General features: G+C 69.0%; 26 protein-coding genes. 8 read left to right on the forward strand and 18 right to left on the reverse strand.

The window, feature by feature from the left end:
- A partial coding sequence (locus tag L324_RS08325; RefSeq protein WP_161780829.1) for an HNH endonuclease signature motif containing protein occupies positions 1 to 261 on the forward strand: 261 nt, incomplete at its 5' end.
- A gap of 51 nt (positions 262 to 312) precedes the next feature.
- Here the strand turns inward: L324_RS08325 and L324_RS08330 are convergent.
- Both L324_RS08330 and pip read right to left on the reverse strand, forming a co-directional pair.
- Positions 313 to 927 (reverse strand): tyrosine-protein phosphatase, encoded by a 615-nt coding sequence (locus L324_RS08330; RefSeq protein WP_037305493.1) that lies wholly within the window; start codon positions 925 to 927, stop codon positions 313 to 315.
- A 12-nt stretch (positions 928 to 939) separates the two neighbouring features.
- Positions 940 to 1,884, reverse strand: coding sequence for a prolyl aminopeptidase (pip, locus tag L324_RS08335; protein WP_037305494.1), 945 nt, complete (start codon positions 1,882 to 1,884; stop codon positions 940 to 942).
- Between the two features lie 150 nt (positions 1,885 to 2,034).
- On the opposite strand from pip, the gene L324_RS08340 reads away from it, so the two are divergent.
- Positions 2,035 to 3,132 (forward strand): carboxylate-amine ligase, encoded by a 1,098-nt coding sequence (locus L324_RS08340; RefSeq protein WP_037305495.1) that lies wholly within the window; start codon positions 2,035 to 2,037, stop codon positions 3,130 to 3,132.
- A 12-nt stretch (positions 3,133 to 3,144) separates the two neighbouring features.
- Here the strand turns inward: L324_RS08340 and L324_RS08345 are convergent, their stop codons facing one another.
- A complete protein-coding gene (locus tag L324_RS08345; protein WP_037305496.1) occupies positions 3,145 to 3,750 on the reverse strand; it encodes a response regulator transcription factor in 606 nt (201 codons plus the stop codon).
- Positions 3,751 to 4,193: 443 nt separating this feature from the next.
- On the opposite strand from L324_RS08345, the gene L324_RS08350 reads away from it, so the two are divergent.
- On the forward strand, positions 4,194 to 4,892 hold the full coding sequence (locus tag L324_RS08350; protein ID WP_037305497.1) for an AraC family transcriptional regulator: 699 nt from the start codon (positions 4,194 to 4,196) through the stop codon (positions 4,890 to 4,892).
- 77 nt (positions 4,893 to 4,969) lie between these two features.
- Here L324_RS08350 and L324_RS08355 read toward each other — a convergent pair whose 3' ends face one another.
- Entirely contained in the window at positions 4,970 to 5,965 is a 996-nt protein-coding gene (locus tag L324_RS08355) for a DUF1702 family protein (protein ID WP_037305498.1), read from the reverse strand.
- Positions 5,966 to 6,400: 435 nt separating this feature from the next.
- On the opposite strand from L324_RS08355, the gene L324_RS08360 reads away from it, so the two are divergent.
- The 3 genes from L324_RS08360 to L324_RS08370 all read left to right on the forward strand — a co-directional run bounded on the left by L324_RS08360 (position 6,401) and on the right by L324_RS08370 (position 8,737).
- Positions 6,401 to 7,006 (forward strand): response regulator transcription factor, encoded by a 606-nt coding sequence (locus L324_RS08360; protein ID WP_037305499.1) that lies wholly within the window; start codon positions 6,401 to 6,403, stop codon positions 7,004 to 7,006.
- Between the two features lie 176 nt (positions 7,007 to 7,182).
- The gene (locus L324_RS08365; RefSeq protein ID WP_051173761.1) at positions 7,183 to 7,989 is read left to right on the forward strand and encodes an AfsR/SARP family transcriptional regulator; all 807 of its coding nucleotides are present in this window, start codon (positions 7,183 to 7,185) and stop codon (positions 7,987 to 7,989) included.
- A 61-nt stretch (positions 7,990 to 8,050) separates the two neighbouring features.
- Positions 8,051 to 8,737: a winged helix-turn-helix transcriptional regulator gene (locus L324_RS08370; protein ID WP_037305500.1), complete on the forward strand. Its 687-nt coding sequence runs from the start codon at positions 8,051 to 8,053 to the stop codon at positions 8,735 to 8,737.
- 50 nt (positions 8,738 to 8,787) lie between these two features.
- Here the strand turns inward: L324_RS08370 and L324_RS08375 are convergent, their stop codons facing one another.
- Positions 8,788 to 9,408: an L-threonylcarbamoyladenylate synthase gene (locus L324_RS08375; protein ID WP_037305501.1), complete on the reverse strand. Its 621-nt coding sequence runs from the start codon at positions 9,406 to 9,408 to the stop codon at positions 8,788 to 8,790.
- Positions 9,409 to 9,759: 351 nt separating this feature from the next.
- On the opposite strand from L324_RS08375, the gene L324_RS08380 reads away from it, so the two are divergent.
- Positions 9,760 to 12,081 carry a sensor histidine kinase gene (locus L324_RS08380; protein ID WP_081736236.1) on the forward strand — a complete coding sequence of 774 codons (2,322 nt, stop codon included), beginning with the start codon at positions 9,760 to 9,762 and terminating at the stop codon, positions 12,079 to 12,081.
- Between the two features lie 17 nt (positions 12,082 to 12,098).
- Here L324_RS08380 and L324_RS08385 read toward each other — a convergent pair whose 3' ends face one another.
- From L324_RS08385 to L324_RS43050, 9 genes are all read right to left on the reverse strand, one after another.
- Entirely contained in the window at positions 12,099 to 12,704 is a 606-nt protein-coding gene (locus L324_RS08385; RefSeq protein WP_037305532.1) for a response regulator transcription factor, read from the reverse strand.
- A gap of 132 nt (positions 12,705 to 12,836) precedes the next feature.
- Positions 12,837 to 14,225, reverse strand: coding sequence for an MFS transporter (locus L324_RS08390; protein ID WP_037305503.1), 1,389 nt, complete (start codon positions 14,223 to 14,225; stop codon positions 12,837 to 12,839).
- Between the two features lie 72 nt (positions 14,226 to 14,297).
- On the reverse strand, positions 14,298 to 14,489 hold the full coding sequence (locus L324_RS08395; RefSeq protein WP_037305504.1) for a hypothetical protein: 192 nt from the start codon (positions 14,487 to 14,489) through the stop codon (positions 14,298 to 14,300).
- 292 nt (positions 14,490 to 14,781) lie between these two features.
- Positions 14,782 to 15,327 (reverse strand): carboxymuconolactone decarboxylase family protein, encoded by a 546-nt coding sequence (locus L324_RS08400; protein WP_037305505.1) that lies wholly within the window; start codon positions 15,325 to 15,327, stop codon positions 14,782 to 14,784.
- Positions 15,299 to 15,772, reverse strand: coding sequence for a DUF6187 family protein (locus L324_RS08405; RefSeq protein WP_037305506.1), 474 nt, complete (start codon positions 15,770 to 15,772; stop codon positions 15,299 to 15,301). Before L324_RS08405 ends, L324_RS08400 begins: the two co-directional genes overlap by 29 nt.
- Complete coding sequence (locus L324_RS08410; RefSeq protein WP_037305507.1) at positions 15,765 to 17,084, reverse strand: FAD-dependent oxidoreductase; 1,320 nt, start codon at positions 17,082 to 17,084, stop codon at positions 15,765 to 15,767. The genes L324_RS08405 and L324_RS08410 overlap by 8 nt, the downstream gene beginning before the upstream one ends.
- Positions 17,085 to 17,092: 8 nt before the next feature.
- Entirely contained in the window at positions 17,093 to 17,578 is a 486-nt protein-coding gene (locus L324_RS08415; RefSeq protein WP_037305508.1) for a DUF6423 family protein, read from the reverse strand.
- Positions 17,579 to 17,885: 307 nt separating this feature from the next.
- A complete protein-coding gene (locus L324_RS08420; RefSeq protein WP_037305509.1) occupies positions 17,886 to 18,194 on the reverse strand; it encodes a DUF6235 family protein in 309 nt (102 codons plus the stop codon).
- Between the two features lie 112 nt (positions 18,195 to 18,306).
- Positions 18,307 to 18,456, reverse strand: coding sequence for a hypothetical protein (locus L324_RS43050; protein ID WP_162835855.1), 150 nt, complete (start codon positions 18,454 to 18,456; stop codon positions 18,307 to 18,309).
- Between the two features lie 290 nt (positions 18,457 to 18,746).
- Here L324_RS43050 and L324_RS08425 point away from each other — a divergent pair, with 290 nt between their 5' ends.
- Positions 18,747 to 18,932 carry a hypothetical protein gene (locus tag L324_RS08425; protein WP_037305510.1) on the forward strand — a complete coding sequence of 62 codons (186 nt, stop codon included), beginning with the start codon at positions 18,747 to 18,749 and terminating at the stop codon, positions 18,930 to 18,932.
- A gap of 62 nt (positions 18,933 to 18,994) precedes the next feature.
- Here the strand turns inward: L324_RS08425 and L324_RS08430 are convergent, their stop codons facing one another.
- The 4 genes from L324_RS08430 to L324_RS08440 all read right to left on the reverse strand — a co-directional run bounded on the left by L324_RS08430 (position 18,995) and on the right by L324_RS08440 (position 21,672).
- On the reverse strand, positions 18,995 to 19,186 hold the full coding sequence (locus tag L324_RS08430; RefSeq protein WP_037305511.1) for an acyl-CoA carboxylase subunit epsilon: 192 nt from the start codon (positions 19,184 to 19,186) through the stop codon (positions 18,995 to 18,997).
- An 11-nt stretch (positions 19,187 to 19,197) separates the two neighbouring features.
- A complete protein-coding gene (locus L324_RS08435; RefSeq protein WP_438938443.1) occupies positions 19,198 to 20,739 on the reverse strand; it encodes an acyl-CoA carboxylase subunit beta in 1,542 nt (513 codons plus the stop codon).
- 158 nt (positions 20,740 to 20,897) lie between these two features.
- Positions 20,898 to 21,065 carry a DUF6222 family protein gene (locus tag L324_RS43055; RefSeq protein ID WP_162835856.1) on the reverse strand — a complete coding sequence of 56 codons (168 nt, stop codon included), beginning with the start codon at positions 21,063 to 21,065 and terminating at the stop codon, positions 20,898 to 20,900.
- 16 nt (positions 21,066 to 21,081) lie between these two features.
- Positions 21,082 to 21,672, reverse strand: coding sequence for a flavin reductase family protein (locus L324_RS08440; RefSeq protein ID WP_051173762.1), 591 nt, complete (start codon positions 21,670 to 21,672; stop codon positions 21,082 to 21,084).
- Position 21,673: the final 1 nt, after the last annotated feature.

Consider the following 21,673-nt stretch of genomic DNA (forward strand, 5'->3'; position numbering starts at 1 on the left):
CTACGACGTCCCACCGAAGATCCTGATCACACCACGCTTAACTTAGCGGCATTGCACCACATCGTGTTCTGGCGCCACCACGGCGAAACCAAAATCGACAACCTCGTCCTGCTCTGCACCAAACACCACCGGCTCATCCACCGCAGCGAATGGAAAGTCCAAATCGCCCAAGACGGCCTACCGGAGTTCACCCCACCCGCTTATCTCGACCCCACCGGCGAACCCCGGCGCAACACCGTGCACCTCAGAGTTCGCATTTAGTCGACTGAATGCGGCGGCTCGGCCCGAGCCACTCACCAGATGGGCGAATTTTCAGGAAAGGAGGCGATTCCTTACTTCAGTGAGTTGGACGGGGCTCGCGCCGCCCGCCAGCAGGTAGGCGCGCACGCCGCCGTGCCGGTTCTCGAGATGGGCCAGTGTGCGGAGGATGGTGTCGCCGCTACAGCCTTCCGTGCGTGCGTAATCGGCGGCGATCGAAGCGGCCGGGACGCCCGCGACGCTCAGCGCGAGTGCCACGAGTACTCCCGTGCGGTCTCGTCCGGCGCTGCAGTGCACCGCGATCGGGCCGGGCGGGGCCTCGCCCAGCTGGAGGAAGACTTCGGTGATGCGGCGTTGGTTGACGTCGAGCATGGTTCGGTACGCGTCCGGCATGGTGGTGCCCTGCTCCGCCGGCTCGGCGATCAGCGGCGCGTTGCGGTACACGGGATCGGCCGCGAACGGACTGGGCTCCCGCTCGATCTCGTGCGCCCATCGGAGGTCCAGGATGCGACCGATCCCCACCGCGCGGACCGCTGCTATCCCGTCGGCGGTCAACCGGGTGTGGCTGTCCGATCTGAGCAGCGCGCCGGAACGGATCCGCCTGCCGTCGGCTGTCGGCAATCCGCCGACGTCACGGCCGTTGAGGCAGCCGTCCCACTCCAACGTCATCAGGCGACTCCATCACCACTCGCGGGAAGCGAACCGGTCCAATGCCTCCAGCTTCCAGGCCCGTTTCACGTCGCTCGACCGGTGACCCGATCCGTCGTCGATCAGCAGTTCCGCACCAGGCCAGGCCCGCGCGAGTTCCCAAGCGGTGTCCACCGGGCAGCTCAGATCCCGGCGACCGTGGATCAGCACGCCGGGAATGTCCCGCAGCAGACCGGCATCACGGATCACCGCGCCGGGTTCCAGCCAGCCGGCATGGGAATAGTAATGCGTGACAACGCGCGCGAACGCCAGCTCGTACTCGCCGATCGGACCATTGTGGACGGTCGCGCCGGGTTCCAGTGAGAGCACCGTGTCCTCCCAGGCGCACCACGCGCGAGCGGCTTCGGTCCGCACGTGCGGGTCGGGATCCTCCATGAGCCGCGCGTAGGCCGCGACCAGGTCACCGGAGTGGTCACCGCGAAATCGGGCCCACTCTTCGGGGAAGAACCGGCCGGCGCCGTGATACAGCCAGTCGATCTCGGAGGGCCGGGTGGTGCTGATGGCGCTGACGACGATCTCCGTGACCCGCTCCGGATACCGTTCGGCGTAGACGAGCGCGAGCGTCGTGCCCCACGAGCCGCCGGTGACGAGCCAGCGTTCGATGCCCAGGTGTTCCCGCAGGCGCTCCATGTCGGCGACGAGATGATCCGTCGTGTTGTGCCGCATGTCGGTCGCCGGGTCGGCGGCGTGCGGGGTGCTGCGGCCGCAGCCGCGTTGATCGAACAGCACCGTGCGGTAGCGGGCCGGGTCGAACATCCGCCGCATTCCCGGCGTGCAGCCCTGACCGGGGCCGCCGTGCAGCACGACCGCCGGTTTCCCCGCCGGGTCGCCGCAGGTCTCCCAGTAGACGAAGTTGCCGTCACCTACATCGAGCAATCCCTTGTCGTAGGGCTCGACGGGTGGATACAGGTCGGCCATGTGCCCAGCGTACCCAAGTCGATCAAGACATTCCGTGATTCCACGAAACACTTTCGCCGCAACGAAGTTCAGCACACCGGCCCTTTCTTCGGCGGGCCAGGAGGGGGAGATTCAGTGGTACCGGCGAAAAACCACCAGAGACGGGGACCCATGGCGGTTGACGGCACTGTTTTCACCCTTGGCGTGGAAGAAGAGTTCGTCCTCCTCGATCCGCTGGACGGCTCGGTCGCCTTGCGCGCGCCCGATCTTCTCGAGCACCTCGCCTCCGAACCGGACGTCACCGGCGAGCTGATGCTGTTCCAGATCGAGACCGCGACCGGCATCTGCCGCGGTCTCGACGAGGTGCGCTCGGAGCTGACGCGGTTGCGGCAGCTCGTCGCGAAGGCGGCGGAGGCCGACGGCTGCCTCATGGTGGCGGCGGGGATTCCGCCAGGTGACCTGCGCCGGGGCGCGATCACGCCCGAGCCCCGGTACCGGCGGATGGCCCAGGCGTTCCCCGAGCTGATCGACGAAGCGGGCACCTGCGCCTGTCATGTGCACGTCGGCCTGCCGTCGCGGGATCTGGGCGCGCGGGTCCTCGCCGGATTGCGGCCGTGGCTCGCCCCGCTGCTGGCGCTGACCGCCAACTCCCCGATCCAGTACGGCGCCGACTCCGGCTGGGCGAGCAGGCGGTTCCCGATCTGGGACCGGTGGCCGACGGCCAGGCCGCCGGACGAATGGTCCGATGCGGACGCGTACGACCGCAGTGTCGAGGACGCCTTACGCCGTGGCGCCGCCCTCGACGCGCCAGGCGTGTACTTCTACGCCCGGCTTTCCCCTCGCCATCCCACGGTGGAGGTGCGGATCGCCGACGTCTGCCTGTCGGTCGAAGACGCCGTGCTCCTCGCGGCACTGGTACGCGGGCTGGTCGCGACCTGTGCCGTGACGACCGACCCGCCGCGGGCCCGCGGCGCCCGGATCGGTGCGGCGTTGACGGCCGCCGCGCGCCGGGGTCTCGACGGGCCGGGTATCGACGTCTTCACCGGGCGGGAAGCCGATCAGCGCGACCTGCTCGGCGAACTCGTCGACTTCATCCGGCCCGCGCTCAGTGCCACCGGTGACACCGAGGACGTCGAGCAAGGACTGAACTCGCTTTTCGAGCACGGGACCGGCGCGGCCCGGCAGCGCCGGTTGTTCGCGGAAGCGGCCTCGCCCGGCGCCTTCGCCGCGGATCTCGCCCTCGCGACGATGAACGTCCCGACCCGGTGAGCCGGTCCGGCGTCACAGCCAGCCGGACTCCCGCGCGATCCGCACCGCGTCGACGCGATTGCGGGCGCTGAGCTTCGCCACGATCGTCGTCAGGTAGTTCCGCACGGTCCCGGCCGAGAGGAACAGTTCGGCCGCGATCTCGGTCGGGTCGGAACCGACCGACGCCAGCCGCAGGACCTCGATCTCGCGCGCGGTCAGCGGGCATTCCTCGCTGTCCCAGGCGGCGAGCGCCAGATCGCCGTCGACGACGCGCCGCCCGGCGGCGACCCCGCGGACGGCGTTCGCGAGCCTGTCGGCCGGCGCGTCCTTGCGCAGGAAGCCGTTGACCTTCGCGGCCAAGGCCCGGCGAAGGGTTCCGGGGCTGCCCAGCGAGGTGAGGATCAGCGTGCGTACGCCGGGCAGTTGTTCGTGCAGTTCGGCGGCCGCGGTGAGCCCGTCCTTGCCCGGCAGGTCGATGTCGATGAGCGCGATGTCGGGACGCGCGGACTGGGCGAGCGGGAGGATCTCGTCACCGCTGGCGCATTCGGCGACGACCTCGATATCGGCTTCCAGCCCGAGCAGCGCGACCAGGGCCCCACGGACAATGTGCATGTCCTCCGCCACCAGGACCTTGATCATCGCCCCATCTGCCTTTCTCCAGCGCCTCGCCCCCGAGCCGACAATACTATCCTCACACACCCGTCCCACGAAATGGAAACCGGCCCTTGACCGTCGCGGGGGGACACGGTCAAGGGCCGGTTCTGTGTTGCCGCGGGAATACTTTCTTCGAACCGCGCCAACACGGCCGGGGTGCGTCCGGCATGATTGCGCTACCAGGAATTCTGCGGCCCCCGACGCCTGGGATCCAGTGTGCGCACCACCGCCGACCTGTGGTTTTCGCATGTGAGATTTTCACGTCCCGCGGCACAGGAATCCATATCCGCCGGTGAATCAAGCACTTCAGGAGAAGCGGCGGCGAACACTACTGTCGGAAATCGCAAGGCAAGCCAGAATTCCTCGAGCGAAAGGACGGTACAATGGATGAGACTGTCCGGCGAGCCGTGGAGCGAGCCATTGGGGCCATGAACGAGAAACTGGGGGAAGAGCTCACTATCGACGACATCGCCCGCGCCGCGACGTTCAGCAAATTCCATTTCACCAGGGTGTTCCAGCAGGCCACCGGCGTTTCGCCCGGCCGGTTCCTGTCCGCGCTGCGGCTCGACGAGGCCAAACGCCTGCTGCTGACGACCTCGATCACGGTCGCCGACATCAGCCACCGCGTCGGATACAACAGTGTCGGCACCTTCAGCACGCGGTTCAGCAGCCGCGTGGGTCTCTCCCCCTCCGCGTACCGCCAGCAGGGCGGTTTCCAGCGACGGCTGGCGGGCGAACCCGGGCCCGGCGCGAAGCCGGCGATCGTCCGCGGGTTCGTGTCGGTGCCGCCGGAGATCTCGCCCGGCCTCGTCTTCGTCGGCCTCTTCCCGACGCGGATCCCCGAGGGCGCGCCCGTGCGCTACACGGTCATCGACGCGCCCGGCCCCTATCAGCTGACCGAGGTCCCGGAAGGCACCTGGCATCTCGTCGCGCACTGCGTGACCGGTCCGCTCACGCGCCGCGGCACCGGGTACACCGGCCACCACGGCCCGATCACGGTCGAACCGGGGGTCACCGCGCGGCTGGCGGACCTGCGGGTACGCCCGAAGCGCCTGTTCGACCCGCCGGTCCTGCTGGCGCTGCCCGATCTGCGGCACCGGCCGGAACCGTTCAAGCACGCCGCCTGATCTTCACCTGGGGTGTCATGAGGGGTCCCATCGGACGAATTTCGTCCGATGGGACTCCTCATGACGTTTCCAGGACCTCAGGCGGAGAGTCGTCCGGCCGAAGGGGCGAAGGCCTCGCGGATGTTCTGCCGCCACAGTTCGTAGGCGGGCGTCCCGTCGGCGGCGTTCTCCGCCACCTCGGTCCGGTCGGCCAGGTCGACGGCCTCCTCGATGCTCAGCCCGGCGAGCGTCCGCACGGCCCGGCGGGTGTGCGGCGGGACGAACGACGAGAACGTCCGTGCCTTCACCGCGAACACCACGCCGAGGCCGAGTTCGTCCTGGTGCTCCCCCGCCGCTTCGCGTAGCGTCGTCAGGCCCCGCTGGTCGCAGCCGCCCGCGAAGGTCGAGGCCAGTCCGACGCCGCTCCACAGGTCCGGACGGCGCCCGGCCGGGAAGCGGTTCACCGCGGCGGCGACCTTCACCGGGTCGGCACCGTTGATGAACCACAGCGCCCGCCCGACACCCTGATCGCAGGCGCGGGCGAAGTACGACGGCGCGCCGGCCCACGCGTACGGGGCGGGGACGAACTGCTCCTCGACCCATTTGCGGGTGTCGAAGTACGCGCGGTCGAAGCCGTAGCCGTCGACAGCCAGCCAGCTCATCGTCGGGTGGTAGGGCACGCCCTCCAGATCCGGCAGCACCTTCTTCCACAGCGGCCGGGGCAGCCGCGCCATGGCGAACCCGATGCCGATGTAGGTCAGGAACAGATGGGGACGGCCGGGGCCGCTCATCAGCTCGGCCGTGCGGTCCTTCCGGCCGCCGGGCATGACGTCGAGGATGGTGAACGCCATCGCCGCGCCCTCGTAGGCGAACCCGCGCATCTCCGGCTCCACCATGTCCAGCCGCCGTTCGGCCTCCCACAGCGCCGGGGCGTCGATCCCCCATTCGAACCCGCACACCACCGACTGCGGGATCGACTCCAGCCGGGCCGTCGCCGCCGTCGGCGGCACCCCGAATCCGCGGCCCTCGAAGCCGACCGAAGCCAGCGAGGGGGCGAACAGGACCTTGCGCAGGGCACCCAGCAATGAGCTCATCACATACGTCCTTTGTGGATAGTGTCGGCTTCGCGCGCGAACTCGGCTCATGCCGAGGAGACCACGCGGTGATCGCCGTGCGCTCGACGGCCGATCGAGGTGTCCGCCGGTACCGCCGAACAGTCCATTCCCGGAACCGGACAATGGTGAATTCACCCGTTCGCCGGACGAATTCACCGGGTCGCAACGTACTCACCGGGGAATGAAAAGCACTTCTGGCGGCATTTTTACCGTCTTCTGACCTGACGCTGAGTAATCGATCGATAGCACTTTCATGATTCCCGAAGCTTTCCCATCACCGCAGCTCACCAGGGCCTTGATCGGCTGAACATGGTGCCGGGAAAAGCACAACCTTGTATCGTGCGATTCAGATTCACTCTTCCGGGTTTGCTATGTACACTGAGAGTTAGCGCGTCTGGGGAAGAGGAGGTCGGAGTGATCCGAGTCCTATTGGCCGAAGATATGCACATGGTTCGCGGCGCTTTGGTCGCACTGTTGAACCTCGAACAGGACATCGAAGTCGTCGCCGAGGTCAGCTCGGGCGACAAGATCCTCCCGATGGCCGCGGAGTACCTCCCGGACGTCGCGATCATCGACATCGACCTGCCGGCCAAGGACGGGCTCTCCGCCGCTTCCGAGCTCTACCAGCAACTTCCCGGCGTCCGCACGCTGATCCTCACCTCGCTCGGCCGTCCGGGCACCGTGCGCCGGGCGCTCGACGCGAAGGTCAACGGCTTCCTGCTCAAGGACGCGCCCGCCGACAAACTCGCCAACGCGGTCCGCTCGGTCGCGATCGGCCGCCGCGTCATCGACAGCGAACTCGCGCTGTCCGCCTGGGAAACGGAAGATTGCCCGCTGACACCGAGGGAAGCCGAGATCCTGCGCCTCGCCGCGAACGGGCACACGGTCGCCGACATCGCGGCGGAACTGTTCCTCTCGCCGGGGACCGTGCGCAACTATCTCGCCACGGTGGTCACGAAACTCAACGCCCGCAACCGGGTCGACGCCATCCGCATCGCCACCGATTCCGACTGGCTCTGAGCCGTTCCGCGTCTTCTCCTTTGCCCCGAACGGTTCCCTGCGCCATGTCATGACGATCGCATACAGGGCAACCGATAAATCACGGTTCCCCGGATGTTTCCGGCACTGTTCCGCGGGTTCTCGCTCTGTCACCGTCACAGAGGGGGAGTTCTCCGGAGGGGCAGGGGAGACACGGGATGAGTACCGGACCGGTCGACATCACGACCACCGCGCACCGGAGGCCGGACGCGGTGCGCGCGCGGCTCCTCGGCCCGCTCGAACTGCACGCCGGCGGGGCCGACCGCGCGCCGACCACGCCGAAGCTCCTGCAGCTGCTGGCGATGCTGCTGATCCGCCCCGGCAAGACCGTCCACGTCGACTCGCTGGTCCACGAGCTGTGGAACGACACTCCCCCGCGTAGCGTGCGCCGCACCCTGCACACCTACGTCCACCACCTCCGCCGCCATCTCGACCCCGACGGTGACGGCGGCCTGCTGGTCACCAGCCCACCCGGCTACCGGCTGGACGTCGATCCGGCCATGGTCGACGTGTCGGAGTTCGGGGACCTGCTGTGCCTCGGCCGCGACCTGCTGGCCGAAGGCGACAACGCGGCGGCCGCGCACGCGTTCCGTACCGCGCTGGACCTGTGGTCCGGTCCCCCGCTGGCGAACATCCACTGTGGACCGACACTGGCCGCCTACACCGTCTATCTGCTGGAGCACCGGCGCAACGCCCGTGACCTGTGGATCGAGGCCGAGATCCGGGCCGGGCGGCACCGGGAGATGCTCGGCGTGCTCCGGTCGCTGGCCACCGCGAACCCACTCGACGAAACCCTCCACGCCCAGCTGATCCGCGCGCTGGGGCTCAGCGGGCGGCGCAGCGACGCACTGGCGTCCTACCAGTGGCTGCGGGCGAGGCTCGACGAGGAACTGGGGGTGGAACCCTGCGCCGAGCTGCGAGAACTGCACCGCGAACTGCTCTCCGAGGGACACCCGATCCGCTGATCGCCGGACCGGCCGACGAACACCACCCCGTCACCAGATCAAGGAAGTTGAGGAGTCAAGCATGACCGCTCGCACCTACGGCCAGTTCTGCGGCCTCGCCCGCGCGCTCGAGATCATCGGGGAACGCTGGTCCCTGCTCGTGATCCGCGACCTGGTGCTCGGCCCGAAACGGTTCGACGAGCTGCAGCAGGGCCTGCCGAAGGTCCCGACCAGCATCCTCTCGGCCCGGCTCAACGAACTCGAACGGCACGGCGTCGTCCAGCGCCGGGTGCTCTCGCAGCTCGACGCCGGTGTGGTCTACGAGCTGACCGAGTACGGCAACGATCTCGACCAGATCCTGTTGCAGCTGGGCCTGTGGGGCGCCCGGTCGCTCACCGACCCGGCGGCGGACGACCTGTTCACCCTCGACGCGGCCATCCTGTCGCTGTACACGACGTTCCAGCCGGACGCGGCCCGCGGCGTCCAGGGCGCGTTCGAACTGCATTACGGCGACCAGATGATCGTCCACGCGGTGGTGGAGGACGGCGCGGTGACCGCGGGCGAGGGACCGCATCCGGATCCGGACATCGTCATCGAGCCGCGCGGGCCGCTCATGCTCAAGCTGCTGAACGGCGAGCTGGACGCCACCAGCGCGCTCACCTGCGGCGCGGTGGCCATCAAGGGCGACGCGGCGCATCTGGAACTCTTCACGCGCCTGTTCCACATCCCCGCGGCCCCGTCGAAGGCCGAAGGGCTCGTCACGCACTGACGAGAAGGTATCCGCGCGCGAGCCGGCACCGCCGAGGTGCCGGCTCGCGGTCATTCGAAGCGCGCGGTGTCGCCGGCGCCGCGGCGGACGATCTCCGGCTCCCCCGACGAGAAATCGATCACCGTGGTGGGTTCGACGCCGCACTCGCCGGAGTCGATCACCGCGTCCACCACGTACTCCAGCCGCTCCTTGATGTCCCAGCCCTGGGTCATCGGCTCCTCCTGGTCGGGCAGCAGCAGCGTGCTCGACAGCAGCGGTTCGCCGAGTTCGCCCAGCAGCGCCTGCGTCACCACGTGGTCCGGGATGCGCACGCCGACCGTCTTCTTCTTGGGGTGCATCAGGCGGCGCGGAACCTCCTTGGTGGCCGGGAGAATGAACGTGTAGCCGCCCGGTGTGGACGCCTTGACGGCGCGGAACACCGCGTTGTCCACGTGCACGAACTGGCCCAGCTGGGCGAAGTCCTGGCACACCAGGGTGAAATGGTGGCGATCGTCGAGTTTGCGGATACTCCGGATGCGATCGATGCCGTCCCGGTTCCCGAGCTGGCAACCGAGGGCGAAGCAGGAGTCCGTCGGGTACGCGATGAGCCCGTCTTCGCGCAGGATGTCGACGACCTGTCCGATCGCGCGTCGTTGCGGATTTTCCGGATGTACGTCGAAATACCTGGCCATGCGCCGAGCTTAGGGCCACCCGTGTCCTGGCGCCGTGACAGGCCGTCCCGGCGTGGCGTACACAGTGGAGCCGTCCTCGTCGCACGTCTTCCATCGTGGCGTGTCGTGCGATCGTTCGCATGGTGCGAACGTCCCACACCCGCGCGGGTGAGTGGCGGGATTTCCCTGTCACCGAGGGGGAAATGTCCTCGCCTTCGCCGTTCTCCCTTACCCGAAAGGATCAACCGGGGTAACGAGCATGGGCTAGTATCCGAATACACCGCGATGGAAGGTCGTTCAGCACCCGGCCACGGCCATCGTGCGGGCGAAGCACGACGAAGTAAGACGTCTCCTGTCATCACTGGAGTGCCTGTGCCGGATCAGCTCGCGGTGACCGCCGAACCTCTGGGGACCGCCGGGATCGACCGGCGCCCCCGGCGGGCGCTGTTCCTGGCCGGGCTGATCATCACCGTCGTCTTCGTCAACTCCTGCCTGTTCGGTCTCCTCGCGGTGCTGTTGCAGCCCGGGGTGGACTTCTGGCAGGGCCTGCTGGCGGTGCTCTACGTCGGGCCCGTGCTGGCGATCCAGCTCCTGTACTTCAGCCGTCCGGCCGTCCGGCTGGACACCAGGCTCGCGAAGGCCATGCTGGCGGTCCAAGCCTGCCTGGCCTACCTGCCGACCCTGCACTTCGAGGCGGCGCTGAGCTCGCTGACCACCCTCGCGGCGGGCAGCGCGCTGCTGCTCTTCCGGCCACGGACGGGCTGGACGGTGTTCACCGTGTTCATGGCGGCCACTACGTGGATCCTGTGGACCTACGACGACACCTGGCTCGGGGCGGTGTTCGACAGCATCACCGCGGTCTTCTACGCGCTGGTCGTGTACCTGCTGACCTGGCTCGCGCGGCTGGTGACCGAACTGCACCAGGCCAGGACCGAACTGGCGAGGCGCGCCGTGGCCGAACAGCGGCTCGCCTTCGCGAGGGACCTGCACGACCTGCTCGGGCTCAGCCTCTCCGCGATCGCGCTCAAGGGCGAGCTGGTGCACCGGCTGCTGAGCAAATCGCTGGACCGCGCCCGCGAAGAACTCGCCGAGATCACCGAGATCGCGCAGCGCACGCTGTCCGACGTGCGATCGGTGGCCAGGGGCTACCGGGAGCTGTCGCTCGACAAGGAATCGCGGACCGCGGTCTCGCTGCTTTCGGCGTCGAACGTCGCGGTGCGGGTCGACCTCGAACAGGTCGAGCTGCCGGTGAAGCTGCGCACCCTGCTGGCGAAGGTGCTGCGGGAGGGTGTCACGAACGTGCTCCGCTACACCGGCGTCGAGCACTGCCAGATCACCGTGCGCACGAGCGAGGGCCGGGTCGCGCTGGAGATCGTCCACGACGGCACGGCGCACGAGGACGTGCCCGAGGAGACGGCCGAGAGCCTGCGCGAGGTGACCCAGGAGGTCGACGGGCACGGCGGGACGCTGAGCGCGGGCCTCGACGCGGCCGGCCGGTGGCGGCTGCACGCCGAGCTGCCGGTGCCCGACCAGGCCGAGCCCGCCGAAGCGGTGCTGGCACAGGGCCCGGGCCACTGGTCGAGGATCGACGCCAGGAACGTCCAGTGGACGCTGACGGCGGTCTTCATCCTCTTCGGTCTCTCCGCGATGACGCGGGCGTTCATGCTGACCGACGACGGCTGGTACCTCACGCTCATCGCCGGGTATCTCACCGCGTTGATCACCCTGCAATTGTCCTATTTCGCCCGGCCGAACGTCCGGCTGCGCTCGCGGCAGAGCTACGCGCTGCTCTTCGTCCAAGCCTGCCTGATCTTCCTGCCCCTGATCCCGCTCGGGCACGCGTGGGTGAGCCTGCCCAGCCTGTTCGCCGGTACCGCGCTGCTGGTGCTGCCCCCGCTGGCGGGATGGACGGCGTTCGCCGCGACCGCCGCCGGCGTCGTGCTGATCCGGATCGGCTACGGCACCGACTTCCTCGGCGGCTTCTACAGCTTCGCGTCGATCCTGAACACCGGGCTGATGGTCTTCGGTCTCATCTGGCTGATCCGGCTGGTGACCGAACTGGGCGAGACCCGCAAACGCCTGGCCGAGGTCGCGGTCGCGGAGGAGCGGCTGCGGTTCGCCCGCGATCTGCACGACCTGCTCGGCATGAGTCTTTCGGCGATCGCGCTGAAGAGCGAGCTGACCAGCCGGATCATGGACATCGACACCAGCAGGGCCTCCGACGAGCTGCTGGAGATCCTCGGGCTGACCCGGCAGGCACTGACCGACGTCCGCTCGGTGGCGAGCGGCTACCGGGAACTGTCGCTGGACCAGGAGTCCCGGTCGGCGCAGGCGGTGCTGGTGGCCGCCGACGTCCAGGTGCGGCTGGAGGTCGAGCACGAGGACCTGCCCGCGACGGTGCGCACGGTGCTGGCCGTGGTGCTGCGCGAGGGCGTGACGAACGTGTTGCGGCACAGCAAGGTCGAACGCTGCGAGATCGCCGTGCGGCGGACCTGTGACGGCGTCGCGCTGGACATCGTCAACGACGGTGTCGGCAACGGGCGGCCCGCCGGATCCGGCAAGCCGGTGCGCGTCGAGGCCGCCGGCAGCGGCATCACGAACATGTCCGACCGCGTCGCCGGTTTGGGCGGCGAACTGACCGCCGGGGTCGAGCCCGACGGCCGCTTCCGGCTGCGCGCGGTGGTCCCCGTCTAGAGCTCCCGGACCACGCGCTAGATCCAGCCGGACTCCTTGGCGATCCGGATGGCGTCGACCCGGTTGCGCGCGTTGAGCTTCGACACGATCGTGGTCAGGTAGTTGCGCACGGTTCCGGTGGAGAGAAAGGCCTTCGCGGCCACCTCCAGCGTGTCGCGGCCTTCCGCGGTCAGCCGCAGGACGTCGATCTCGCGTGGTGTCAGCGGGCAGTCCACGGTGTCCCACGCGGCCAGCGCCAGATCGCCGTCGACCATCCGCCGTCCGGCCGCGACACCGCGTACGGCGTTGGCGAGTTTCTCCGCGGGCGCGTCCTTCAGCAGGAACCCGTTCACCTTGGCCGCGAGCGCCCGGCGGAGCGTGCCGGGCCTGCCGAGGCTGGTCAGGATCAGCGTCCTGACCTCGGGAAGCTGTTCGTGCAGTTCGGTGGCGGCGGTGAGGCCGTCCTTGCCGGGGAGGTCGATGTCGATGACCGCGACCTGGGTGCGCGAAGTACGTGCGGCGGTGAGGATCTCGTCACCGGACGCCACTTCGGACACCACTTCGATGTCCGGCTCGAGCCGCAGTAGCGCCACCAGCGCCCCCCTGACGATGTGCATGTCTTCGGCCACCAGAACTCTGATCACCATCGCGCCGCCCCTCCGAGCACGCCCCCGTGACCCAACATAAACACGGCCGGGCGGAACGCGTTCCGCCGTTCGGGTGGCGAGTCGTCCCCGTCAAGCGGCGTCCACATCGTGGGCGTTACGGCGAATGAGTCACACCGCTACGGATTCCCCAGTCGGTCGGTTACTTTCCGTCGTCCTGCCGGGCATCCGCACGGCCAGGAACGCGGCGGCCACCAGTACGACCGCCAGCATCAGGTAGGTGGTGCGCGCCGCGACGAACGGACCGCCGGGCACCGTGGTCCGGAACAGCACGCCCGCGACCGCGGCACCGAGCGCGGACCCGACGTGGCGGGCGGTGTTGAGCACCCCCGACGCGGCGCCGGCGGATCCGGGCGGGATGGCGCGCAGGGCCTCGGTCGTCGCGGGGGCGATGGCGAGTCCCTGCCCGACGCCGACGGCGATCAGCGGGAGCACGAACACGGCGGCCGTCGACGTTTCGTCCGGCAACAGCGCGGTCCCGGCCACCCCGGCCGCGTACAGGCCGAGACCGCCGACGAGCAGCCACCGGCCGCCGAAGCGGTCCGCCAGCCTGCCCGCGACCGGCGCGACCGCGCTGAGCGCCAGCGTCCACGGCAGGGCCGCGACCCCCGACATCAGCGGGCTCATCCCGAGCAGGTTCTGCGTCTGGAGCACGAACACGAGCAGGAAACCGGCGATCGAGAACGCGGTCACCAGGGTGAGCACGGTGGCGATCCGGTAGCCGCGCTCGCCGTAGAGGTCCAGCGGCATCAGGGGGTCGCGTCTCCCCCGCTCCCAGAAGACGAACGCCACGAGCGCGACGACCGCGACCGCGAAACTCGCGATCGTGACCCAGCGCTGGCGCTCGCTCTCGATGAGGCCGTGGACGACCCCGACCAGGCCGAGGGTCACCAGCACCACGCCGACGACGTCGAACCGGTGCCGGTCCCCGGTCCGCGTGTCGGGTACCACCCGCAGCGCGAGCACGATCCCGGCGAGCCCGGCGGGCACGTTGAGGAGGAACACCGACTGCCAGCCGAACTCGGTGACCAGCAGCCCGCCGAGGGTCGGCCCGCTGATCGCCGCGATCCCGGCGACCGCGGTGAACAGGCCGAACGCCGCACCCCTCCGCTCGGCCGGGAAGATCGCCGCGATCAGCACGAACGCCTGCGGGCTCAGGATCGCCGCGCCGATCCCCTGCGCGACCCGGGCGGCGATGAGCCAGCCGGGGCCGTCCGCCAGCCCGCAGAGCGCGGAGGCGGCGGTGAACACGGCGAGTCCGAGGACGAAGAGCCGCCGGGGCCCGGCGAGATCACCGAGGCGGGCGAAGAAGATCAGCAGCGACGCCAGTGCCAGCAGATAGCCGTTGAGGATCCAGAGGATCTCGCCGAGACCGACGTCGAGGCGGCTCATCATGTCGGGGACGGCGGTGTTGACGATGGTGGTGTCCAGCAGGACGAGGAAGTTCGCGACGCAGAGCACGCCGAGGACACGCCACGGGTTCGTCTTGGCGGTGGTCATCACGTCTCCCTCCGGACGCGCGACCGGCCGTCTCCCGCGTTCGGGGCGCGGGAGACGGCCGGAGGGATGCGCTCAGCTCGCCTCGGCCAGGGGCGGGGCGGTGCAACACGCGCCGGTGAAGCAGTCGAAGACCTGACCGCCAGGGCGGTTGGTCCAGTTGTCGAAGCGGTCGATCACCAGGTCGACCTGGTTCACGGCGGAATCGGTGTCGATTCCCCGGACGGCGAAGAGCGAACGGACGTTGTCGGTCACAGCGTTCTTCATCGAGTGGCTCCCAGACGTTTTCGGAGGTTATCGGGGTGTTCCTTCGATGAAGAGATCGTGCTGCCCGGGGCCGGTCGTCAACCAGTGCCATGCATCATCGTGGAGTCGTGCTTTTCACCTACGCCAGAAGGTTCTCTTCGACTGCCCCGTTTCCGCGCGCACGGCTATCGAATGGAGTAGTCCGGGTGGATTCGCGTGACGGAGCGCGATCACGTGCTCTCATCAGGCGATAATGACCGAGCGTGGTCGCCGACCGGCACTGGCTTCACGAATGGCGTAGTCATTCGCGCGCTCAGGAAGTGAGCAGCCGCGCGAGGCCGGCGTATCCGCCGTCCTTCAACCGCACGCCCGACGTCTTGGCGTACGCGGCGTCGGCGCGGATCCCGAGTCCTTCGACCATCCGGTTCATGAAGTTGAACAGCGCACAGACGAGGACGGCGTCGTGCAGCGCGGCCTCGTCCCAGCCCGCCGCGAACACGGCTTCTGCGTCGGCGTCGGTCATCTTCGACGGTGTCCGCGTCAGCTTGCCCACGTAGGCCAGGACGGGCTTCATGCGCGCGTCGACGGGCGAGGAGTCCAGATCGGCCAGTGCGGCGGCCAGAAGGCCCTCCGGCACACCGAAAGCCTCGGCGGTGACGGTGTGGACCCCGTGGCAGTACTCGCACTCGTTGATGCCGGAGACGTACGCCGCGATCAGTTCCCGTTCGCCGGCGTCGAACGCCGACGGCGCCCGCATGACGAGTTCGTGCAAGTCCAGCAGCCGCGACGCGGGGGCCGGGAACTTCTGGAAGACCTGCAGCAGCGTGGTGTCAGTCGGCAAAGACTTGAGATAGGACATCGCGCGTACTCCCCTTTTCCGGCGCCCGCCCGTGTTCGGCGAACTGGTCGACGTCTTCGCGGCGCAGCCAGCAGGCGGCGAGGCAGGCGACCGAGGCCGGTCCCAGCCCGGTCACCGTGGCGGTGACCCGCGCCGTGGTCTGTTCCCATTCCTTGCGCAGCGAACCGGCCGTGGTCATCTCCGGGCCCGCCTCGATCAGCGGACGGACCGCGCGCCAGCGGGCGATCCCCGCCGCGACCAGCGCGTCGGTGCCGAGATCGAGCGCGTCGTGCCGGGCCTGGTCGACGGCGAGGGCGACCAGCGCGGGCTCGTCGGCGATCCGGGCGAGGCCGACCCCGGCGAGCAGGCGTTCGGCGTCCAGTCCCATCAGGATCACCCCCGCCTCGGTCGACGGGGCGTCGTCGATCGAGGGCAGGGTGAACCGGGAGTCGTAGGGCTCAGACACGGACGACATCCTTCGTGGCGACCCGCGGCGAGGCTTCCCGGCGCAGGTTCCCGGCGACGGTGGCCGCGACCCGGGCGGTGGCGACGCGGTGACCGTCGATGTTGCGGGCGGCCGGGCCCAGCGCCATCCCGGCGGCCGCGCCGACGGCGAAGACGCGAGGGGCGCCGACATAGGCGAAGGTGCGTTCGTCCAGCCGCGGCCAGCCACCGCGGTCGAGGACGGCTTCGGCGGGCATCAGGCCGTCACCGATCGACGGCGTCGTGCCGAGCGCCAGGACGGCGTGGTCGACGGTGACCGTCTCACCGCCTTCGAGGTGAAGGCGGACCCCGGGCGTCACCTTCGTGATCGCCTTGCCCCGGTGCACGACCAACCGGCCCTGGGCTTCGGCGGCTTCGAGCATCGGCCGGAACTCGAACATGATCGACGCGCGCCGGAAACGGCCCATCAGCTCGAGACGTTCCGACCAGCTCACGCCGTCGAAACGAGCGCGGCCCTCGGGGCGGAAGAACGACGAATTGACATCGGCGCACTGGTAGCGCTCGCCCGCTTCACGGACCACCCAGTGCACCTCGCGGCCTTGGGCGAGGCCGTTGGTGATCAGATGCGCCGCGGTGAGGCCCGCGCCGACGACGGCGAGCCGCTTTCCGCCGGAGGGAACGGGTTCGTCCCAGTAACTCACGCCGCGCGGCGGATAGCCGCCGCCCCACCAGGTGTCCGGGGCCGGACGGCGTTCCTCGCCGAGGCACAGCACCGCGTGCCGCGCGGTGACGGAGAACCGGTCGGCGCGCACGGTGACCGCGTCCGCCGTCGGCAGCACCTCGCGGACCGAGCCGCGCCAGGTCCGCTCCGTGACGTGGTGACTGGCGGCCAGATGGGCGCAGTAGGCCTCGAAGACATCGACGGGGACGACCGACCGGTGCCCGGCCTGCGCCATCCGGATCTCCCGGCGCTCCACCGGGGTCAGCACCGACCAGTGCAGCCGGGCGAAGTCCAGCAGTTCGCAGTCGCGATACCCCTCGACGCCGGGATGGTGTTCGTACGGTGAGCGCAGCACGCGCTGGCCGAGCAGGTCGATACGGTCGAAGAACCGGCCGCAGGGACGGCCGTCGCGGTCGACGATGACGAGGTCGCGGACGCCGTGGTGCCACAGCGCGGAAGCGACCGCGAGCCCGGCCGGTCCGGCCCCGACGATGACCACGTCGGCACCGGGCGGCGGTTCGGGGGCGATGGTCGCGCGGGTGGCCGGGAGGACCGGCCACTCCCGCCCGCGCGGCGATTCGAGCAGATGGGGTTCCGGGACGAAGGTGATCACCGGGGTGCTCAGCCGATCACGGTCACCGGGACGATCAGCTCGATCACGGGACGCTGCTTCATCCCGTTGCTGATCAGTTCTTCCAGCGTCTGCTGCGACTGCTCCGCGGTGTCGGTCGCGATCGGGCTGTAGCGGGAGTAGGAGTAGGTCGGCTTCCGCCCGCCCGCATCCAGCGAGTACACCTTCAGCACGGCCTCGCCGGGGCGGACTTCACCGTCGTAGAAGGTGAGGCGGCGCTGGTCCGGCGTCATGAAGGACTTCGAGAACTGGCGCGAAAGCACCAGGGTCTCGGCGTCGTTGACGAAGGTCGAATCCTCGTCGGTGACGACCTGCATCGCGACCCAGGTCTTGTCGGTCAGGTTGGTCTCGGACTTGATCACCTGCCAGCGGCCGGGCTCAGGCAGGTTGACGCTGACCGAGACGTCGTGGTCGGTGGTGTCGATCGCGCCGGAGATCATCAGGACCCGGCGGCGGACGTCGGCGACACCGGCCATTTGAATGTCACGCGCGCGTACCCGCGTGGAAACGTCCAGTCCAGGGAATTCGGGTGACGACATTTCGTGCCTCCATACCTCGATGACCGCACGCAGCCTTTTCGACCACACCGTTTCGGCAACACTGTCCGGCCGCTATGATTTCCCCATCCGCAAACACCGGAAGAATTTCACGCCGAAGCGGAAGATGTCAAGATGAGGAACGCACGATCCGTTGGTGCGAAAGGGTGCGGGTATCGATGACGACACTCGGCCGTTCAGCGGTATGAAGTTCGCCCTGGCCGCACTCACCTGCCTGATCAGCAGGTCAGGACCCGTCCGAATCCTCGGCCCACGCCGCGGCGGGCGTACCGTGCTCCAAGGCGCCGATATAGACGATCTCGAACGAGGAATCGGTCCGCTTGAGCCCTATTCTGATGACGAGGTCATGTTTCACCAGAATAATGAACTGATGCGGATCGCGGCCATCTCCGAAAATGTCGTAAATGAGGAAAGCCGAACCGTCGGCGACCGCGAACAGCGCTTCGTAAATCACGTTGCGGTCCGCTTGTGGTGCGTCGGCGGCCCATTCCTCCAGCACCTGCAAACCCGATGTGAGCTGGAGGCGCATAGCCATCCGAAGGCCTCCTCGAGGTCTCGCCAGGTCGCGGACGGTGTCCATTCTCCCGTCCGCGGGCCCCGGTGGTCTTCTCTGTTCGTGCTGTCCGTGCTGGTCGCGGCCCATATCGTCAGTTGTATCCAAGGACGATGTTTTCAGATACGAATTCGTTCTCCACGGCCCGCCTCGGCTCCGGAACGAACGTCGTCTCGTCGGTGTCGGTGATCCCGCGCGGGTCGAAATCATCGGTCACGACCCAAATTCGCACCTGTGCCGTCATGACGTTCCTCCCGGCCTTCGATGAACCGCTCACTTGACAACCAAGGATGGCCCCCGCCGATCGGAGTGCGATCGTGGCACGCTCGAAGATGACTGGAGGCCGCGATGAGCAAAGGACAAGTCGCCGGTGTGGGGGCCCCGGTAGTGCCCTTGTCATAGCCGAAAACTTAAGGAGCACACCATGACCGAACGCCTCGACCCGTACGAGATCTACGCCGACGACGAACTGGACGTCGATCTGCTCGGCCTGTCGTGGCCGGACCCGGCCGTCCCCGAACAACGGGACCGGCCATGAGCGCCGCGGAGCGGCAGCGGACCTGCGCCGCCTGCGGGGGCCCGTTCGAGCCTGGGGAGCGAACGGACCTGGAGACGGTGGTGGCCGGCGGGATCCTCTACGTCGCCGTGCACCCGCACCACAGCACGTACCCGCCGCGGCGGGAAACCGCGGCCGCGCACCGGCTCACGACCGTCGCGTAAGAGAAAGGCTCGTGAGTGGTAATGACGGTTCTAACCGTCATTACCACTCACGAGCCTTTCTCTCAGCGCAAGACCGAAGTACGCCAGGTCGCCCTTGTCCGCGACGACCACGCCGAGCGCGCGGGTGCGTCGGGCGGGGGCGCCGCCGAGGCGAGCGCGCCGAAGACGGCGACGAGCGCGGCCAGTTCGGCGTCCTCCGGGTCCCCCCGCAGGACCCGGAAGACCGGCGTCGTGTCCTTTTCGGACGGTGACATGTCTTCCCCGTTCAGATCGGGTGGTTGCCGTGCTTGCGCTGGGGTGCCGCCTTTCGCTTGTCCTGCAGCATGTCCAGGGCCCTGGCGACGGCCGAGCGGGTGTCGGCCGGGTCGATGATGTCGTCGACGAGGCCGCGTTCGGCCGAGTACTGCGGGTTCATGAACTCCTCGGTGTACTCGGCGACCAGGTGGGCGCGCAACGCGTCCGGATCGGCCGCGGCGGCGAGGTCCTTGCGGAACAGCACGTTGACCGCGCCCTCGGCACCCATCACGGCGATCTGGTTGGTCGGCCAGGCCAGCGACAGGTCGGTCCCGATGGACCGCGAGTCCATCACGATGTACGCGCCGCCGTAGGCCTTGCGCAGGATGACCTGGATCCGCGGCACGGTCGCCTCGCAGTAGGCGTGCAGCAGCTGCGCGCCGTGCCGGATGATCCCGGAATGCTCCTGCTCGACGCCGGGCAGGAAGCCCGGGACGTCCACGAGCGTCACCAGCGGGATGCTGAACGCGTCGCAGAACCGCACGAACCGCGCCGCCTTCTGCGAAGCAGGCCCGTCGAGCACCCCGGCGAACACCACCGGCTGGTTGCCGACCAGGCCGACCACCCGCCCGTCGATCCGCGCGAGCGCGCACAGCACGTTCCGGGCCCATCGCTCGTGCAGTTCGAAGAACTCCCCGTCGTCGGTCAGTTCCGCGAACACGTCCCGCATGTCGTAGGGCTTGTTCGGCTCCACGGGGACGAGGTCGGCCAACCGGGGCCGCCGGTCCCTGCCCGCGTCCTGCGACGGCTCGCGCGGCGCGGGGTCGAGGTAGTTCGACGGCAGCAGCGACACCAGGTAGCGGACGTCGGCGAGGCAGCTCTCCTCGTCGTCGTGCACCACGGTCGCGACGCCGGACGACGCGCCGTGCACGTCCGCGCCGCCCAGTTCGTCGTGGCTGACGCGCTCCCCCGTCACGGTCTCGACGACGTCCGGCCCGGTCAGGTACATGCGGGCGGTGTCGCGCACCATGAAGACGAAGTCCGCCAGCGCCGGCGAATACGCCGCCCCGCCCGCGCACGGCCCCAGCACCACGCTGATCTGCGGGATGACGCCGGACGCCTCGACCTGACGGCGGAAGATGCCGCCGTAGCCGTTGAGCGCCATGACGCCTTCCTGGATCCGTGCCCCGCCGCTGTCGTTGAGCCCGATCAGCGGCGAACCGGTGGCGATGGCCAGGTCCATCACCTTGTGGATCTTCGCCGCGTGCGCCTCGCCGAGCGAACCGCCGAAGACGGTGAAGTCCTGCGCGTAGACGAACACGCGCCGACCGTCGATGGTGCCCGAACCGGCGACGACGCCGTCGGTGTACGGCCGGTTCTCCGCCAGCCCGAGCCCGTTCGCCTGATGCCGCCGGTACAGCTCGACCTCGGTGAAGGAATCGGGATCCAGCAACAGTTCCAGTCGTTCGCGCGCGGTGTGCTTGCCGAGCGAGTGCTGCCGCCGGACACCGTCGAGCCGCCCGTCGACGATATGTTCGCGCAGTTCGTCGCGCTGGGTCCGCAGCAACGGCATCGTCGGTTCGGGTGGATGCACCGGTTCGGCGCCGCGGGCGAGCGGGATCACCTGCCCGTCGGTCGCCCTCGGGATCCGGGGGCGCCGCAGCCGGTCCTCCGGCAGCGGCACCACCTCGGAGTCCTCCGTGCGCTGAGCGCCCGGATCGCCTTGCAGGGTCACGCCGCCTCCCCCATACGGGACTCGCGCTCGAGCTCGTCGAGTTCGATCTCGCGCACGATGTCGCTCCAGCACACCCCCCGTCCGAGGCGGGGCATGGTGGTGACCACCGGCGGCCGCTCCGGCGAGAGGGCCGGGGCGGGCGTGGTGGGTTCGTTGATGGTCATGACAGTTCCTCTCCCGTCAGGCCGATGCCCGAATCCGGCCGTCGATCTGGTGGTAGCCACCGCTGTAGAAGACCAGCGAGTCCTGCGCCGTGCCGCGGCTGGAGGCGACCACCTTGCCGAGGAAGATCGAGTGGTCACCGCCTTCGTGGACCTCGGCGAGTTCGCATTCCAGCCACGCCAGCGCGCCGTCGAGCAGCGGGGCGCCGGTCTGCGGCCCGGCCGTCCAGTCCACCGAGTCGAACTGCGCGAGCCCGGCCGGTCGGCGCCAGTCGGCGAAGTACTTCGCGAGGTCTTTCTGGTCCGACGCGAGCACCGTGACCGCGTACGAGCCCGCCGTCACGATCGCGTCGTGCATCCGGGCGGCCCGCGAGACGCAGCACAGCACCATCGGCGGCTCCAGCGACACCGAGGTGACGGCGTTGGCGGTCATCCCGTGGGCCCGTTCGCCGCCGGCGGTCAGCACGGTGACCCCGGTGGCGAACTGGCCCATCACCTCCCGCAGCCCGGCCTGCGCCGACAGCCGACGCCGGGTGGCGGGTGTCGGCAGGCGTTTCAGCACCGGCCGCGAAGGTTCCGGGGACTCTTCTGCAGGCGCGCTCGTGCCCACG

It is taken from the genome of Amycolatopsis orientalis DSM 40040 = KCTC 9412, assembly GCF_000478275.1.
Taxonomy (GTDB): Bacteria; Actinomycetota; Actinomycetes; order Mycobacteriales; family Pseudonocardiaceae; genus Amycolatopsis; species Amycolatopsis orientalis.